Annotated in this window: 14 protein-coding genes and 1 other RNA gene; all 15 read left to right on the top strand. The window is 53.6% G+C overall.

The features are described from left to right. Window positions 1–72: 72 nt before the first annotated feature. The 15 genes from KNP80_RS07170 to KNP80_RS07100 all read left to right on the top strand — a co-directional run bounded on the left by KNP80_RS07170 (window position 73) and on the right by KNP80_RS07100 (window position 15,498). Window positions 73–1,257 carry a phosphoglycerate kinase gene (locus KNP80_RS07170; protein ID WP_214832001.1) on the top strand — a complete coding sequence of 395 codons (1,185 nt, stop codon included), beginning with the start codon at window positions 73–75 and terminating at the stop codon, window positions 1,255–1,257. Window positions 1,258–1,275: 18 nt separating this feature from the next. Beyond that, window positions 1,276–2,028, top strand: coding sequence for a triose-phosphate isomerase (gene tpiA, locus KNP80_RS07165; RefSeq protein ID WP_131437841.1), 753 nt, complete (start codon window positions 1,276–1,278; stop codon window positions 2,026–2,028). Further along, window positions 2,029–3,567 carry a 2,3-bisphosphoglycerate-independent phosphoglycerate mutase gene (gene gpmI, locus KNP80_RS07160; RefSeq protein WP_214832000.1) on the top strand — a complete coding sequence of 513 codons (1,539 nt, stop codon included), beginning with the start codon at window positions 2,029–2,031 and terminating at the stop codon, window positions 3,565–3,567. 39 nt (window positions 3,568–3,606) lie between these two features. Further along, a complete protein-coding gene (gene eno / locus KNP80_RS07155) occupies window positions 3,607–4,899 on the top strand; it encodes a phosphopyruvate hydratase (protein WP_021065450.1) in 1,293 nt (430 codons plus the stop codon). Window positions 4,900–5,282: 383 nt separating this feature from the next. Continuing rightward, window positions 5,283–6,080: a phosphotransferase gene (locus tag KNP80_RS07150; RefSeq protein ID WP_214831999.1), complete on the top strand. Its 798-nt coding sequence runs from the start codon at window positions 5,283–5,285 to the stop codon at window positions 6,078–6,080. A 256-nt stretch (window positions 6,081–6,336) separates the two neighbouring features. After that, on the top strand, window positions 6,337–7,218 hold the full coding sequence (galU, locus tag KNP80_RS07145) for a UTP--glucose-1-phosphate uridylyltransferase GalU (protein ID WP_214831998.1): 882 nt from the start codon (window positions 6,337–6,339) through the stop codon (window positions 7,216–7,218). Window positions 7,219–7,239: 21 nt separating this feature from the next. Continuing rightward, entirely contained in the window at window positions 7,240–8,448 is a 1,209-nt protein-coding gene (locus KNP80_RS07140; protein ID WP_251128859.1) for a glycosyltransferase family 4 protein, read from the top strand. Continuing rightward, window positions 8,445–9,785 (top strand): glycosyltransferase, encoded by a 1,341-nt coding sequence (locus KNP80_RS07135; protein WP_214717719.1) that lies wholly within the window; start codon window positions 8,445–8,447, stop codon window positions 9,783–9,785. The genes KNP80_RS07140 and KNP80_RS07135 overlap by 4 nt, the downstream gene beginning before the upstream one ends. Before the next feature lie 55 nt (window positions 9,786–9,840). After that, the gene (locus tag KNP80_RS07130) at window positions 9,841–10,728 is read left to right on the top strand and encodes a YitT family protein (protein WP_251128816.1); all 888 of its coding nucleotides are present in this window, start codon (window positions 9,841–9,843) and stop codon (window positions 10,726–10,728) included. A 73-nt stretch (window positions 10,729–10,801) separates the two neighbouring features. Beyond that, on the top strand, window positions 10,802–11,026 hold the full coding sequence (gene secG / locus KNP80_RS07125) for a preprotein translocase subunit SecG (RefSeq protein ID WP_012726902.1): 225 nt from the start codon (window positions 10,802–10,804) through the stop codon (window positions 11,024–11,026). A gap of 102 nt (window positions 11,027–11,128) precedes the next feature. Beyond that, the gene (locus tag KNP80_RS07120) at window positions 11,129–11,869 is read left to right on the top strand and encodes an alpha/beta hydrolase (protein ID WP_214831995.1); all 741 of its coding nucleotides are present in this window, start codon (window positions 11,129–11,131) and stop codon (window positions 11,867–11,869) included. A gap of 15 nt (window positions 11,870–11,884) precedes the next feature. Next, window positions 11,885–14,290 (top strand): ribonuclease R, encoded by a 2,406-nt coding sequence (gene rnr / locus KNP80_RS07115; protein ID WP_214831993.1) that lies wholly within the window; start codon window positions 11,885–11,887, stop codon window positions 14,288–14,290. Window positions 14,291–14,339: 49 nt separating this feature from the next. Next, the gene (gene smpB, locus KNP80_RS07110; RefSeq protein ID WP_029595066.1) at window positions 14,340–14,810 is read left to right on the top strand and encodes an SsrA-binding protein SmpB; all 471 of its coding nucleotides are present in this window, start codon (window positions 14,340–14,342) and stop codon (window positions 14,808–14,810) included. A 49-nt stretch (window positions 14,811–14,859) separates the two neighbouring features. After that, window positions 14,860–15,215, top strand: a transfer-messenger RNA (tmRNA) gene (ssrA, locus tag KNP80_RS07105). A 127-nt stretch (window positions 15,216–15,342) separates the two neighbouring features. Continuing rightward, window positions 15,343–15,498 (top strand): alcohol dehydrogenase, encoded by a 156-nt coding sequence (locus KNP80_RS07100; RefSeq protein ID WP_214831991.1) that lies wholly within the window; start codon window positions 15,343–15,345, stop codon window positions 15,496–15,498. Window positions 15,499–15,631 lie beyond the last annotated feature (133 nt).

The following is a 15,631-nucleotide window of genomic DNA, read 5'->3' as shown; positions in this document are numbered from 1 at the left end:
GGAGCGGAAACAAGAGATTGTTCTCCGCTCTATTTATGAAATTGACACGCACGACATATGGAGGCGAAGGTTATGAACAAACAGTCTATTCGTGACATCGATGTAAAAGGGAAACGCGTCTTTTGCCGCGTTGACTTCAACGTTCCACTCAAAGATGGCGTCATTCAAGATGAAACGCGGATTCAAGCGGCACTTCCAACGATCAAGCACTTGATCGACGGCGGCGCGAAAGTCATTTTGGCGAGCCACCTCGGCCGTCCAAAAGGCGAGAAGAACCTCGAGTTCTCACTCGCACCGGTCGCTACACGTCTCGCTGAACTTCTCGGCAAAGAAGTACCCCTCGTCGAAGAGGCGTACGGTCCAGTCGCAGAAGAAGCCGTTTCAAAACTTGGTGAAGGTGACGTCGTCGTTCTCGAGAACGTCCGTTTCTACCCTGGTGAAACGAAAAACGATCCAGAACTCGCGAAAGGTTTCGCGGCACTCGCTGATATCTTCGTCAACGACGCGTTCGGTGCGGCTCACCGTGCCCACGCTTCGACAGAAGGCATCGCGCAAAACGTGGACCACGCGGTGGCTGGTCTCTTGATGGAGAAAGAACTTGAAGTCCTCGGCAAGGCACTCTCGAATCCAGACCGTCCGTTCACGGCGATTATCGGCGGATCGAAAGTTGCTGACAAGATTGGGGTCATCGACCACCTTCTTGACATCGTTGACACACTCATCATCGGTGGCGGTCTCTCGTACACGTTCTCGAAAGCACTCGGGCACGAAGTCGGAACGTCACTCCTTGAAGAAGACAAGCTCGACCTCGCTCGTCAGTTCATGAAAAAAGCAGAAGACAAAGGCGTGAAGTTCTTGATGCCGGTCGACTGTGTCATTGCGAAAGAATTCGGCGAAGAGACATACGTCGGACCAGTCGATATCGACTCGATCCCTGCGGATCACATGGGTCTTGATATCGGACCGAAGACAGTCGAAATTTACGCAGAAGCGATTCGCGAATCGAAACTTGTCGTTTGGAACGGACCGATGGGCGTATTCGAACTCGATAAGTACGCCAACGGAACGAAAGGTGTCGCTCAAGCACTCGCAGACAGCGACGCATACTCAATCATCGGTGGTGGTGACTCAGCCGCGGCAGCAGCCAAGTTCGGCCTTGCTGACCAAATGAGCCACATCTCGACTGGTGGCGGCGCTTCACTCGAATTCATGGAAGGCAAGAAACTTCCAGGCGTCGAAGCGTTGAACGACAAGTAAAACAGAGGAGGGTTATCGATGCGTAAACCGATTATTGCAGGTAACTGGAAAATGAACAAAACACTCTCGGAAGCCGTCGCTTTCGTAGAGGAAGTTAAAAACAATATCCCGTCAACGGACAAAGTTGACGCGGCGATTGGTGCACCAGCAGTATTCTTGGCCCCAATGGTAGAAGCGGCTAAAGGATCGAACTTGAAACTCAGTGCACAAAACATGTACGACAAAGACAGCGGGGCATACACAGGCGAAATCAGCCCGGCCATGGTCGCTGACCTCGGCGTGACATATGTCATCCTTGGACACTCAGAGCGTCGCGAATACTTCGGCGAATCAGATGCATTCATCAACAGCAAAACGAAAAAAGCGTTCGAACACGGTCTTACGCCAATCGTTTGTGTCGGTGAGACATTGGAAGAGCGCGAAGGCGGCAAGTTCGAAGACGTCATCAAGACGCAAGTCGAAGGTGGCCTCGCGGACCTCTCAGCTGACCAAGTCAAACAACTCGTCATCGCGTATGAGCCAGTTTGGGCAATCGGCACTGGTAAATCAGCGGACGAAGCAGATGCGCAAAGCTCATGCAAATATGTTCGTGACGTGGTAAAAGGTCTTTACGGTGAAGACGTGGCGGCTGCGGTTCGCATCCAATACGGCGGTTCTGTAAAACCTGAGAACATCAAGGAGTATATGGCACAAGAAGACATCGACGGCGCACTCGTCGGCGGTGCTTCACTTGAAGCTGCTTCGTTCCTCAAGTTGTTGGAGGCGATTTAAATGGCAAGACCAGTCGCCCTCATCATCTTGGATGGTTTTGGAATGCGGAACGAGACGTTCGGTAATGCGGTCGCTGCGGCGAACAAACCGAACTTCGACCGCTTCTGGGAGCAGTATCCACATACGCTCTTGAACGCGAAAGGCGAGTACGTCGGCCTTCCGGAAGGTCAGATGGGGAACTCGGAAGTCGGTCACTTGAACATCGGTGCCGGCCGGGTCGTCTATCAGTCACTTTCACGCGTCAACAACGCCATCAAAGACCGTTCACTCTTCGACCGCCAAGCGATGAATCACTTGGCCGGACATGTGAAAAAGTATGATTCGAGCCTCCACATCATGGGCCTCGTCTCAGACGGTGGGATTCACTCTCACATCAACCACATGTACGCCATCGTCGAGTTCGCAAAACTCCACGGCATTGAAAAAGTTTACATTCACGCTTTCACGGACGGCCGTGACTGTGATCCGAAATCAGGCGCTGGCTTCCTCGAACAGACGGAAGCGAAGCTCGCTGAACTCGGACTCGGTCAAGTCGCTAGCGTGTCTGGACGTTACTATGCCATGGACCGCGACAACCGTTGGGAACGCGTCGAGAAAGTATACGACGTGCTCGTCAACGCGAAAGGCGAAGTCGGCACGAATGCAGTCGACGTTCTTAAACAGTCGTATGCAGACGGCTTGACGGATGAATTCGTCTTACCGACGGTCATCGAAAAAGACGGTCAGCCGATTGCGACGATCAAAGACAACGACGCAATCATGTTCTTCAACTTCCGTCCGGACCGGGCGATCGAACTTGCGAAAGTGTTCAAAGAGAAGACCGGCTTCAAAGGCTTCGAACTTTCGAGCGCACATCCAGAGAACATCTTGCTCGTCTCGATGACGAAATTCTCGGATGCAATCGACTCGGACATCGTCTTCCCACCAGAAGATTTGAAAAACACGCTCGGTGAGACTCTCGCCGCGCAAGGGTACAAACAGCTCCGCGCTGCGGAAACTGAGAAATACCCGCACGTCACGTTCTTCTTGAACGGACAACAAGAAACACCGTTCGAAGGTGAAGATCGTTTCCTCGTACCGTCACCAAAAGTGGCGACGTACGACTTGAAGCCGGAAATGAGCGCATACGAACTCACGGAAGGTCTTCTCGAACGCATCGAATCGGACACGTATGACACGTATATCATCAACTACGCGAACCCGGACATGGTCGGCCATTCCGGTATGCTCGAACCGACGAAGAAAGCTGTCGAAGTCGTCGACGAATGCCTCGGTAAAGTAGTGGACGCACTCATTGCCAAAGGCGGCGCGGCGATCATCACGGCGGACCACGGGAACGCTGACCTTGTCACGAACCCGGACGGCTCACCGATGACGGCCCACACGACGGAACCAGTACCATGTATCGTCACGAAAGAAGGGGTGGAACTGAAACCAGTTCTAGAAGGCGCTTTGTGCGACCTCGCCCCGACGCTCCTTCACCTTCTCGGTGGAGAGCAACCGGCTGAAATGACCGGCACATCAATCGTCACGAAGTAACTCAAAAAAAACTTTCCAAACAAAAAGGAGCGAATTTTCATGTCAATGATTACAGAAATTTACGCACGCGAGATTTTGGATTCACGCGGTAACCCAACAATCGAAGTAGAAGTCTTCACAGAAGACGGCGGTTTCGGCCGTGCCCTCGTCCCTTCAGGCGCATCTACTGGTGAGCACGAAGCAGTTGAACTCCGTGATGGCGACAAGTCACGTTACCTTGGTAAAGGCGTACTCAAAGCCGTTGCTAACGTAAACGACACAATCGCACCAGAACTCATCGGCTACGATGTATTCGACCAAAACGCACTCGACAAGAAAATGATCGAGCTCGACGGTACGAAAAACAAAGGTAAACTCGGCGCAAACGCGATCCTTGGTGTCTCTATGGCAGCAGCACACGCAGCAGCAGACGAGCTCGGCCTTCCACTTTACACGTACCTCGGTGGATTCAACGCGAAGACGCTTCCAACTCCAATGATGAACATCATCAACGGTGGTTCGCACGCTGACAACAACGTTGACTTCCAAGAGTTCATGATCATGCCTGTTGGCGCGCCAACGTTCCGCGAAGCGCTCCGCATGGGTGCAGAAGTATTCCACGCCCTCAAATCAGTTCTTTCTGGTATGGGTCTTAACACAGCTGTCGGTGACGAAGGTGGTTTCGCACCAAACCTTAAGTCTAACGAAGAAGCGATCACAGTTATCCTTGAAGCGATCGAAAAAGCTGGTTACAAAGCTGGCGAAGACATCTACCTCGCAATGGACGTTGCGTCTTCTGAGTTCTACGACAAGTCGACTGGCAAGTACGAACTCGCTGGCGAAGGCAAGTCAATGACAACTGCTGAGCTCGTAGACTTCTACGCTGAGCTCGTAAGCAAGTACCCAATCATCTCAATCGAAGACGGTTGCGACGAAAACGACTGGGACGGCTTCAAATTGCTCACTGACAAAATCGGTGACAAAGTTCAGCTCGTTGGGGATGACCTCTTCGTAACGAACACTGAGAAATTGGCTGAAGGTATCGAAAAAGGAATCTCGAACTCGATCCTCATCAAAGTTAACCAAATCGGTACGCTCACAGAAACATTCGACGCAATCGAAATGGCTAAAAAAGCTGGTTACACAGCTGTTATCTCACACCGTTCTGGTGAAACAGAAGATGCGACGATCGCGGACATCGCTGTTGCGACAAACGCTGGTCAAATCAAAACTGGTTCGCTTTCGCGTACAGACCGTATCGCGAAGTACAACCAACTTCTCCGCATCGAAGACATGCTCGGCGATGTAGCGAAATACGACGGGATCAAGTCGTTCTACAACCTCAAAAAATAATTGATTGTTTCAGGTCCGCCTCGTGCGGGCCTGTTTTTTTTGTTGGTGGATCAGACGTTCATCAGACGGTGGGACGCTTTCCTGGGGTGATGCGGATGCCTCCGCAGCGCATGCGCGCTTTACGGGGTCATCCTTGCATCACTCTCCCCAAGGAGTCGCCCACCGTCTGATTCAGTCGCGCGCCAATCTATCGTCTTGCAGGATTCGACAATGGGTGTATGTATATTCCGAGATTCGCCTGTCCGCGCGGCAGCGATGCTTTCTGCAGGGAATCTACAGTGCCGCTTGGACGGGGCGCGAACGCTCCGTGTCGAGGCTCATGGTCATCGGTACCCCTTGTTGCGGTATACTGAACGTGACTGATGAAGAGTAGGGGGGATTAGATGGACCGATCAAATGAGCAAGAGGAGAGATTGCATGGCGGGAACGTGTCGACCGTCTATAAAAAAGGGAATCATGTCTATCGTACATTGAAAGACGGCAGTGAACACATCCATCGATTGTTAACGCACTTAGAGGCGAAGGGGATATCGGGCGTGCCGCGATTTGTCGGAGTGGATGAACAGGGCCGAGAGGTGTTGACGTATCTCGAAGGCGAGACGGCCGATTATCCGTTGAAAGCCTACATGTGGTCAGATGAGGCGATTCAAGACGCCGCTCGATTGATGCGCCGGCTGCATGACGCGACAGCGGGTGTCGCGTGGCCATCGGATTGGCAACCGCTCGACCATACGCCACAACCGTTTGACGTGATTTGCCACAACGACTTCGCCGTCTACAATACGATTTTCCATGACAGGAAAGTGGCAGGGATCATCGACTTTGATTTGGCGGCGCCCGGACCACGTGCCTGGGATATCGTCTATGCGCTCTATACGTTCGTCCCGCTCAGCCGGCGTCATCAAGCCGAGTCGGGAGACGTCGTCCACTATGAGGCGGAGCGCGATGATGTGAGATACAAACGACGAGTCGCGTTCTTCTTAAAAGCTTACGGCTGGGAAGGGGCGACAGCGGGGTTGTTGGACATACTGCTGTTGCGGATTGAGGCGCTCTATCGATTAATCGAACGGAAAGCGGCAGAAGGGGACATCGCTTTCCAAACGATGCTGGATGAAGGACACCACACGCACTATCAAGCAGAATATCGTTTCATCGAGGCGAACGGCAAGAAGTGGTTTTGAGAAAGGATGGAAGTCGAGCGCTTGCCGACCATTCATTCCGGGAATAAATTAGTGTAGGTGAAAGGAGGCGTTCGTCATGATGATCAGCGGTTTTCTCCTTCTTCTCATCGCGCTCGGTGTCGGTGGTTGGTTCCTGTATAAGTATATGGACGACCGGAAATGGTCGTGACGTGCGTCACGGCCGTTTTTTTGTGTGCGTGAACGCTAGGAAATTGGGTATAATCATCAGATACAGCATAAAAAAGGAGAGACGTCCATGACACGCGTACGGAAAGCCATCATCCCGGCCGCCGGGCTCGGCACCCGCTTCTTGCCGGCGACGAAGGCGATGCCAAAAGAGATGCTCCCCATCGTCAACAAACCGACGATTCAATTCATCGTGGAAGAAGCCGTCGCTTCCGGCATCGAGGACATCATCATCGTGACCGGGAAGAACAAGCGCGCCATCGAGGACCATTTCGACCGGGCCATCGAGCTCGAACAGAATCTCGAGTCAAAAGGCAAGACCGAGCTCCTCGAGTCGGTGCGGCACTCGTCGAACCTCGCCAACATCCATTACATACGGCAACAGGAGCCGAAAGGGCTCGGCCACGCGATTTGGTGTGCCCGCAAGTTCATTGGCGACGAACCGTTCGCCGTCCTACTCGGGGACGACATCATCGAGGCGGACGTGCCGGCGACGAAGCAGTTGATCGACCAATACGAGCAGTATGAGCGTTCGATTATCGGGGTGCAGCGCGTCCCGTATGAAATGACGAATCGATATGGTATAATTGACCCGCTTGCCGTCGAAGGGAAGCTGATTCCGGTCCGGACGTTCGTTGAGAAGCCGGCCGTCGGAGAGGCCCCATCGAACCTTGCCATCCTCGGCCGTTACATTTTGACGCCGGACGTCTTCGAGACGTTGTCGGCGCAAGAAATCGGGACGGGAGGCGAGATTCAACTGACGGACGCCATCGCCCGCTTGAACGAGGGGGAGACCGTCTTCGCCTATGAATTTGACGGGCGCCGCTATGACGTCGGGGAACCGATCGGCTTCATCGAAGCGACGATCGCCCACGCACTCTGCGACCCAGATTTAAAAGCCAACGTCCACACGCTGTTGAAGCGCTTCGTGGACGAACTCGAACAACAGTAAGGTGTGTTACTTTTGAAAACAATGTTAATGGTCTGTCAAAACTATTATCCGGAGATCGGCAGTGCCGGGAACCGGATGCAAAATATTACGCATCTCATGAAAGAACGTGGCTACGAGGTGGAGGTCATCACGGCCGCCCCGTCGTATCCGAACTTCAACTTGTATAAAGACGACCGCTTCTGGAACGACAAGGAGCTGAACAAGCAACCGTTCATCAAGCGTCTCATCACGAAGAAGCGCAAGCATACGTCGAACATGGTGAGTCGGCTCGCCTTGTTTTTGGAACAGATGATTAAAGGCGTCGCCGCCGTCCAAAAGCTCGACTCGAAACCGGATGTCGTCTTTGCGACGACCCCGTCTTTTTTTATGGCGTTCGTCGGTGTGTATGCGAAACGCAAATACGGCGTCCCGTTCATCTTGGACGTCCGTGACCTCTGGCCGGAGTCGGTGAAAGGCGTCGGCGTGTTCAAACACGATTGGATGCTCGCCCCGGCGTTTTGGTTTGAGAAGCGGCTATATAAGGCGGCCGATGAAATCATCATCAACTCGGAAGGGTTCCGCAGCTATCTGCGCCAACGTGGCGTCGACAACGACATGATTCACTATATGCCGAACTCGATTCGAGAGAGCGAGCGCAACCTCGAGCGGACCGTCCCCGAGGACGACCGGATGGAGATTCTGTACGCCGGGAACATGGGTCTCGCCCAAGACGTATCGCTCTTGCTCGAACTTGCGGAGCGGTTCCGTGACGAGCCGCGCGTCCATTTCAAATTGATTGGCTACGGATACCGGAAGAACGAGTTGAAAGACATGATTAAAGCCCGCGGTTTCAAGAACTTCCTCTTCCTCGAGGCGATGCCTCGGACGGAGGCGTTCCAAGCCATCAAGAACGCGGATGTCGCGTTCGTCAGCCTGATCGAGCAAGAAGTGTTCGATACGGTCATCCCGGGCAAACTGATCGATTATATGGCGGTCGGCAAACCGATCGTCGCGGCGGTGTCAGGCCATGCGGCGAATGTCATCGAAGCGGCCGAGGTCGGTTACGTGTCACGGAAGCGTGACATCAACGAAATCGAGCTCATGCTCCGGAAACTGCTCGAACGTCCCGAGTTGCGTGAGAAGTACGGCGTGAACGGGATCCGTTATGTGAAAGACAATCTGTGTTGGGAAAACAACATACACGTCCTCGAAGACGTGATAGAAAAAGTAACGATGGAGGAAACACGATGAAGTCAGTATGTATGTTTGTATGGAACCATTTTACGAATGATGCGCGCGTCTTGCGCGAATGCTCGGCGCTCGCCGAGGCGGGCTATGAAGTCGATTTGATCGCGCTCCAAGACCCGAAAAATCCGTCGCTCCCGAAAGAGGAGATGCGTCCGGAAGGATTCCGCGTCATCCGCGTCAAACGGCAGCCGTCGATTCTCGCCAACGGGATGAAGGCGCTCAAATCGGTCCGCACATGGGTCAGCGCGAAGAAAACGCGTCAACTCGGTGCCGGACTCGTCGGCGCGGGACTGCTCGTCCTCGCACCACTGACGATGCTCGGACTCGGTGCGGCAGCGGGTGCGATTTTGTTCCCACCGGTGCGTAAAAACATCGTCAACGCGAGCGCGATGCTCGAGATGGTGTTCACTTCGACGAAGAAGTCGTACGATTTCTATCACGCCAACGACTTGAACACGCTCCCGCAGGCATTGATCGCCGGGAAACTCGTCAACAAAGGTAAAATCGTCTACGATTCGCACGAAGTCCAGACGGACCGGACCGGTTACGGTTATATCCAAAGTAACCTCGAAGGCTGGCTGTTGCCATACGTCGACTCGATGATGGTCGAGAACCACACGCGCGCGGCGCACAACGAGGAGCTCTACGGCTTCTATCCGTACGTGCTCCACAACTATCCGTTCTATCGTCCGCTCGACTTCACGCTCCGCAAAGACTTGCATGCGCTCCTCGACTTGCCGAAAGATGAAAAGATACTCTTGTACCAAGGCGGCATTCAAGCCGGCCGCGGACTCGAGCAACTCATCCTCGCCGTCAAGGACTTCAAGGAAGGCACGCTCGTCATGATCGGGGACGGGAAACTGAAGCCGGTGATTAAACAGATGATCGAGGACGAAGGCGTCAGCGACCGCGTCAAGATGATTGACAAAGTACCGGTCGAGGCGTTACCGTACTATACGATGAACGCGTATCTCGGTTTCCAAGTGTTGAACAACGTCTGCTTCAACCACTACTCGGCGTCATCGAACAAGCTGTTCGAATATTTGATGGCCGAAGTACCGGTCGTCTCATGTGACTTCCCGGAAATCGAACGTGTCGTCGCCGGCAACGACGTCGGTGTCGTCGTCGATTCGCACGACCCACAATCGATCGCCGAAGGCGTCAACCGCCTGCTCGACGATCAAGCACTCTACGCCCGTGTCAAAGAGAACACGAAGACGGCGCGTGAGCAATATAACTGGGATTTGGAAAAAGAGGCACTCTTGAACGTCTACACGAACGTCGTGGACCGCAAGTTGCCGATTATGAAAGACGGTGCGCCAAAGCCAGTTCAACAGTAAGACTTAGACTGCGGCTTTGTGCCGCGGTCTTTTTTATATGGAAGGGGGACAACCAATGAAACGTCAACAACAACATCTATTGCGTCAACAAGTCTGGAAGAAGCTCCAATCGATTTCCTTGAAGGATATCGCCTGGATCGTCGCCGGCTCATTCATTCTCGCGTTCGGGGTGAACTACTTCACCGTGCCGAACGATTTCTCGGAAGGCGGCCTGCTCGGGGTCACCATCATCCTGTACTACATGTTCGGCTGGGACCTCGGGGTCACGTCGATTATCGGGAACGGGATTTTATTCATCGTCGGCTATAAGCTGCTCGACCGCCGGACGATGGTCTATTCGGTCGTCGCCGTCATCGCGACGTCATTCTTCCTCAGCTTGACCCATGACTGGGGCAGCCCGGCCGAGGACAAACTGCTCGCGGCCGTCTACGCCGGAATCATGATCGGTGTCGGCATCGGCATGGTGCTCCGTGTCGGCGGGACGACCGGGGGCGGGGTCATCATCGCCCGCCTCATGGAGCGGTATTTGCATATGAGCGTCGCCGTGTCGATGTTCATCATCGATGCCATCGTCGTCGGGGCGTCGGGCTTCATCCTCGGGGAACAGATCGTGCTCTATACGTTGATCGCCATCATCATCGGCTCGTGGGTCATCGACCTCGTCGCCGAAGGGCTCAATATCCGTAAGGCTGTCACGATCATCAGCGACAAGCAAGAAGAGCTTGCTGTCGTATTGACGGAGACGCTTGGCCGCTCGGCGACGATTATCCACGGTCACGGCTACTATACGAAGCAGGATAAGAACATGCTGTATATGATCGTCGACAAGCGCCAGGTCGGTCCACTCAAGAAAATCGTCGAAGTGACAGACCCACGTGCCTTCGTCGTCATCCACCAAGTGAAAGAGGTCATCGGGGAAGGGTTTAGCTACCCGTCCCGATAATTTGAAAGCTGGTGTTTTGACGCCAACTTCTATATAATAAGAAGCGTGTAAAAAGAAGGAGGAACTGACTACTATGCAAACGATCGCTACAATCAGCCTACTCGTCGTGGCTGTTTTATTGATTGTCGTCGTACTGCTCATGTCAGGTCGGTCGCAAGGTCTTGGGGCGATTGCAGGTGGCGCGGAGCAGTTGTTCGGCCGCCAGAAAGCGCGCGGCTTCGACGCTGTTTTGAACCGAACTGCAGCTGTACTAGGCACATTGTTTTTCATTTTAGGATTACTAGTCGCATCACTATGATGAAAGGCTGATCGTTCTCGATTTTCACGTGAGGCGGTCGGCTTTTGTTTTTTTCAATTATTTTTTGGGAATAATGGATTGTATGAGGAGATGACGTTAGCAATGAAGATTACAGCACCGAAACCGTTCTTCTTTGAAAGCGGACCACGTGCCGTGTTGATGTTACATGGCTTTACCGGATCGAGCGCGGATGTCCGCATGCTCGGTCGTTTCCTGCAAAAAGAAGGCTATACGTGTATGGGTCCCCAGTACCGGGGCCATGCCGTCCCGCCGGAAGAATTGCTTCAGTACGGACCGGCGGACTGGTGGGAGGACGTCTTGAACGCCTACCAGTCGTTGAAAGAGAAAGGCTATGAGGAGATTGCCGTCTGTGGCCTCTCGCTCGGCGGCGTCATGTCGCTACGCCTCGCTTCCCAGGAGAACGTCAAAGGCGTCATCCCGATGTGCGCCCCGACCGGAATCGATGCCGAGGACCGGTTATACAAAGGAGTCAAAGCCTACGCTCGAGAATATAAATCTCGAGAAGAAAAATCACCTGAACAGATCGAACAGGAGATGGCGGACTTCAAACCGATGCCGACGCTCAAAGACCTCCGTGCCTTCGTCCGTGACACGACGACAAAACTGGAAGATATTTTCGTCCCGGCGCTCGTCGTCCAAGGGGCGAAAGATCAAATGGTCGATCCTGAATCTGCACACGAAATTTACGAGGCGATTAACGCGTTCCAAAAAGAACTGCTCATTTACGAGGAGTCGGGACACGTGATCACGCTCGATAAAGAAAAAGAGAAACTGCACCAGGACGTGCTCGATTTTCTCGAAACGTTAGACTGGTCAGTCTAAAAAGGAGGTGTCACGTTGAATTTACGTGACCAACTACTAGAAATCATCCAAGCCAGTGATAAAGCACTGACAGTGGACCAATTGACCGAGCGTCTTGCGCTCGAGTCGACGGATGCCTTTAAAGAGCTCATCCGCACCTTGAACACCCTCGAAGAAGAGGGCTTAATCGGCCGCACACGGACGAACCGTTACGGGACGCTCGCCGTGCTCGGCCAAGCAGCGGGAATCATCTCGATTCACCAACGCGGCTTCGGCTTCTTATCGGTCGAAGGGGAGACGGAGGACGTGTTCCTTCCGCCCGACCAATTGAAAGACGTCTACCACGGGGACACGATCCTCGTCAAAAAACGCGAGGACAACCGAGGCAAGACCGAGGGCGTGCTCCTCAAAGTCTTGAAGCGCGGCTTGTCGGAGTTCGTCGGGACGTATACGCTCCCGAGCGGACGCCTCGACCAGTTCGCCTTCATCGAGCCGGACGACAAGCGCATCAACTTCTGGCCGGTCGTCAACCCGGACAAATCGCTCGGTGCCGTCGATGGCCATAAAGTCGTCGTCCGCATCACGAAATATCCGGACGGACGTTTCGCCGGAGCGTGTGACGTCGTCCGCATCATCGGACACAAGAACGACCCAGGCGTCGACATCTTATCAATCGTCTATAAGCATGGCATCCCGACGGAGTTCCCGGAAGATGTCATCGACCAGGCGAATGCCGTACCGGACGAGGCCGACGAGAAAGACTTCATGGGCCGTGTCGACCTTCGTAACGAGACGATCTTCACGATTGACGGCGAAGACGCGAAAGACTTGGACGATGCCGTCCACGTCAAAAAACTCGACAACGGTAACTATGAGCTCGGCGTCCATATCGCCGACGTGTCACACTACGTGACGGAAGGGTCACCGCTCGACGTCGAGGCGTTCGAACGGGGGACGAGTGTGTATCTCGTCGACCGCGTCATCCCGATGCTGCCGCACCGTCTCTCGAACGGAATCTGTTCGCTCAACCCGCACGTCAACCGGTTGACGCTCAGCTGCGTCATGGAGATCTCCCCGCAAAACGGGAAGGTCGTCAATCATGAGCTGTTCCCGAGTGTCATCAAGACGACGGAGCGGATGACGTATACGAACGTCCGTGAAATCATCGAACGCGATGACGAAGCGACGCTCGAACGGTACGAGCCGTACATCCCGTTGTTCGACCTCATGGCCGAACTCGCGGAAGTGCTCCGTACGCGCCGTAACTCGCGCGGTGCCATCAATTTCGATTTTGCCGAGGCGAAAGTCGTCGTCGACGAAGAAGGCAAACCGGCCGACATCGTCTTGCGTCCGCGCTCGGTCGCCGAGAAGTTGATCGAAGAGTTCATGCTCGCGGCCAACGAGACGGTCGCCGAACACTTCCATAAGATGGACGTGCCGTTCATCTATCGTGTCCATGATAACCCGAAACCGGACAAGCTCGATTTCTTCTTCGACTTCGTCGCGAACTTCGGTGTGCACATCGAGCGCTTCAAAGGACAGAAGGTCGAACCGAAGACGCTTCAGAAGATTTTGAAGGCAATCTCGGGTGAACCGGAAGAGCCGGTCATCAGCACGATCATGCTCCGTTCGATGCAACAGGCGAAGTACGATGACGTCTCGCTCGGCCACTTCGGCCTCGCGACCGACTTCTATACGCACTTCACGTCACCGATCCGCCGCTATCCGGACTTGATTGTCCACCGTCTCATGCGCACGTATGCTTTCAACGGCGACGTGTCAGAGAAGACGATCGCCAAGTACGAGGACCGTCTCGGTTCGATCGCCGAACAGGCATCGAAACGCGAGCGTCGTTCGGTCGATGCCGAACGTGAGACGCAAGCCTTGAAGAAAGCCGAGTACATGGAATCACGTCTCGGTGAAGAGTTCGACGGCGTCGTCAGCGGTGTCACGAACTTTGGGATGTTCATCGAGCTTCCGAACACGATCGAAGGACTCGTTCGTCTCCAGTCGATGGATGACTACTACCACTTCGACGAGTCGCAGCTCATGTTGCTCGGCGAGCGGACGAAACGTCAGTTCCGCATCGGTGACGCGGTGCGCGTCAAGGTCGACGCCGTCAACTTGGACGAGCGCACGATCGACTTCACCGTCGTCGGCATGCCGAAGCGGGAACAGTCGCGCCGTCGCCAACCGACGACGATTAAAGCGACGGAAGGTCGTCCGAAGAAAGACGACAAGCGCGGGGGACGCGGTCGCGATGACAAACGTCCGAAGCGCGGCAAGCCGGGCAAACCAGGGAAACCTGGTCAGGCCGGGAAACCGTCTAAACCAGGTGAGAAGCCGAAGTCGTCGCAAGGACGTTCGGCACTCGACTTGAAGAAGAAAGACGGTCAAAAACGAACAGGCGACGCCAAACGCGGAGCGAAAAAGCGTCGCTGACGGGAGGGGGCGACCCCTCCTCTATATTGAAGTAAAGGATTGAATGTCTATGGCCAAGAAGAAAGATTCGAACGCGCTCGCACAAAACCGAAAAGCGTCCTTCGATTATGCGATCGAAGATACGATTGAAGCCGGCATGGTGTTGACGGGGACCGAAATTAAATCGGTGCGCCAGTCGAAAATCAACATCGCCGACGCGTATGTCCGCTTTGACGGTGGCGAGGCGACGCTTCACAACTGTCATATCAGCCCGTTCGAGCAAGGGAACCGGTTCAACCATGAGCCGCTCCGTGTCCGAAAGCTATTGTTGCATAAGAAGCAAATCAATCAGCTCATCGGCGCGCAAGGCCGTGACGGGTATACGATCATCCCGCTCAAAGTGTATCTTAAGAACGGCTTCGCCAAATGTCTACTCGGCATCGGGCGCGGGAAGAAGAAGTATGACAAGCGCGACGACTTGAAGAAGAAAGATGCGAAGCGCGATGTCGACCGGGCACTCCGGGACCGGCAAAAATACTGACAGCGAGACCTGATTGTGGTATAGTCGTTGTAGTACCAATTACCACCTCGGGGACGTTATGGATTCGACGGGGGTAGGTCGGTCGTATGTGGCGTGTCGAGGGGTCGGCCTCGTTAAAACGCAAACGCCTATAACTGGCAAAACTAACACACAACTCGCAGCAGCCTAAGTGCCCTGCGGATCCTGACATCCATCGCTTGTGTGGATGATTATCAGGGTCTCAAACTAAGCAAGCTACGCTTCAACCTCGCCGTCTGAGGGCGCGAAGAAGAGATGAATCAGACTGGATGCGACAACGCCTGTTTATCGGCAGTGTCACATTGAGATTCAATAGATAAACTACACACGTAGAAGCATACGTTACGATGCCTTCGGACGCGGGTTCGACTCCCGCCGTCTCCATTTTTAAGCAGTCTGCAACGACTGCAATCAATGATTTTTAATGAAGACCTTCTAATTTCATTGAGATTAGAAGGTTTTTTGATTTTTATGGTGCAACTCAATCACAATGAAATGAAAGCAGGTGAACCGAATGGGGAAATATCAATTAGATACGAAAAGTAAAGTGGCTGCCGCCAAGTATCAAGATGGGAAAAAACCAGCTGTTTCGAATAAAAAAGATAAAATCAATCAGCTTCGAGAAGCATATTTACAGAAGAAAAATGAGAAGAAACAATCTGGTAAGTGACCATACTGTATTTTGCAATACAAATGTGCACAATAATGCAACGAAAAGTACAGAACTTTGCCAGCTAGGTTTTAGTGTTTCGACAACGCATGCGTGACGCGATAACTGTCACCTGTGAAATTTAGTATGTGAG

It is taken from the genome of Exiguobacterium sp. E4787, from assembly GCF_018618375.1.
Lineage (GTDB): Bacteria > Bacillota > Bacilli > Exiguobacteriales > Exiguobacteriaceae > Exiguobacterium > Exiguobacterium chiriqhucha.
Note: the sequence above shows the minus strand (reverse complement) of the source record. Positions and strands in the feature narration are given on the sequence as shown.

What these genes read in the sequence shown, in the direction of transcription:
- KNP80_RS07170 (WP_214832001.1), top strand. Translation starts at nt 73, where the DNA reads ATGAACAAACAGTCTATTCGTGACATCGATGTAAAAGGGAAACGCGTC.
- tpiA (WP_131437841.1), top strand. Translation starts at nt 1,276, where the DNA reads ATGCGTAAACCGATTATTGCAGGTAACTGGAAAATGAACAAAACACTC.
- gpmI (WP_214832000.1), top strand. Translation starts at nt 2,029, where the DNA reads ATGGCAAGACCAGTCGCCCTCATCATCTTGGATGGTTTTGGAATGCGG.
- eno (WP_021065450.1), top strand. Translation starts at nt 3,607, where the DNA reads ATGTCAATGATTACAGAAATTTACGCACGCGAGATTTTGGATTCACGC.
- KNP80_RS07150 (WP_214831999.1), top strand. Translation starts at nt 5,283, where the DNA reads ATGGACCGATCAAATGAGCAAGAGGAGAGATTGCATGGCGGGAACGTG.
- galU (WP_214831998.1), top strand. Translation starts at nt 6,337, where the DNA reads ATGACACGCGTACGGAAAGCCATCATCCCGGCCGCCGGGCTCGGCACC.
- KNP80_RS07140 (WP_251128859.1), top strand. Translation starts at nt 7,240, where the DNA reads ATGTTAATGGTCTGTCAAAACTATTATCCGGAGATCGGCAGTGCCGGG.
- KNP80_RS07135 (WP_214717719.1), top strand. Translation starts at nt 8,445, where the DNA reads ATGAAGTCAGTATGTATGTTTGTATGGAACCATTTTACGAATGATGCG.
- KNP80_RS07130 (WP_251128816.1), top strand. Translation starts at nt 9,841, where the DNA reads ATGAAACGTCAACAACAACATCTATTGCGTCAACAAGTCTGGAAGAAG.
- secG (WP_012726902.1), top strand. Translation starts at nt 10,802, where the DNA reads ATGCAAACGATCGCTACAATCAGCCTACTCGTCGTGGCTGTTTTATTG.
- KNP80_RS07120 (WP_214831995.1), top strand. Translation starts at nt 11,129, where the DNA reads ATGAAGATTACAGCACCGAAACCGTTCTTCTTTGAAAGCGGACCACGT.
- smpB (WP_029595066.1), top strand. Translation starts at nt 14,340, where the DNA reads ATGGCCAAGAAGAAAGATTCGAACGCGCTCGCACAAAACCGAAAAGCG.
- KNP80_RS07100 (WP_214831991.1), top strand. Translation starts at nt 15,343, where the DNA reads ATGGGGAAATATCAATTAGATACGAAAAGTAAAGTGGCTGCCGCCAAG.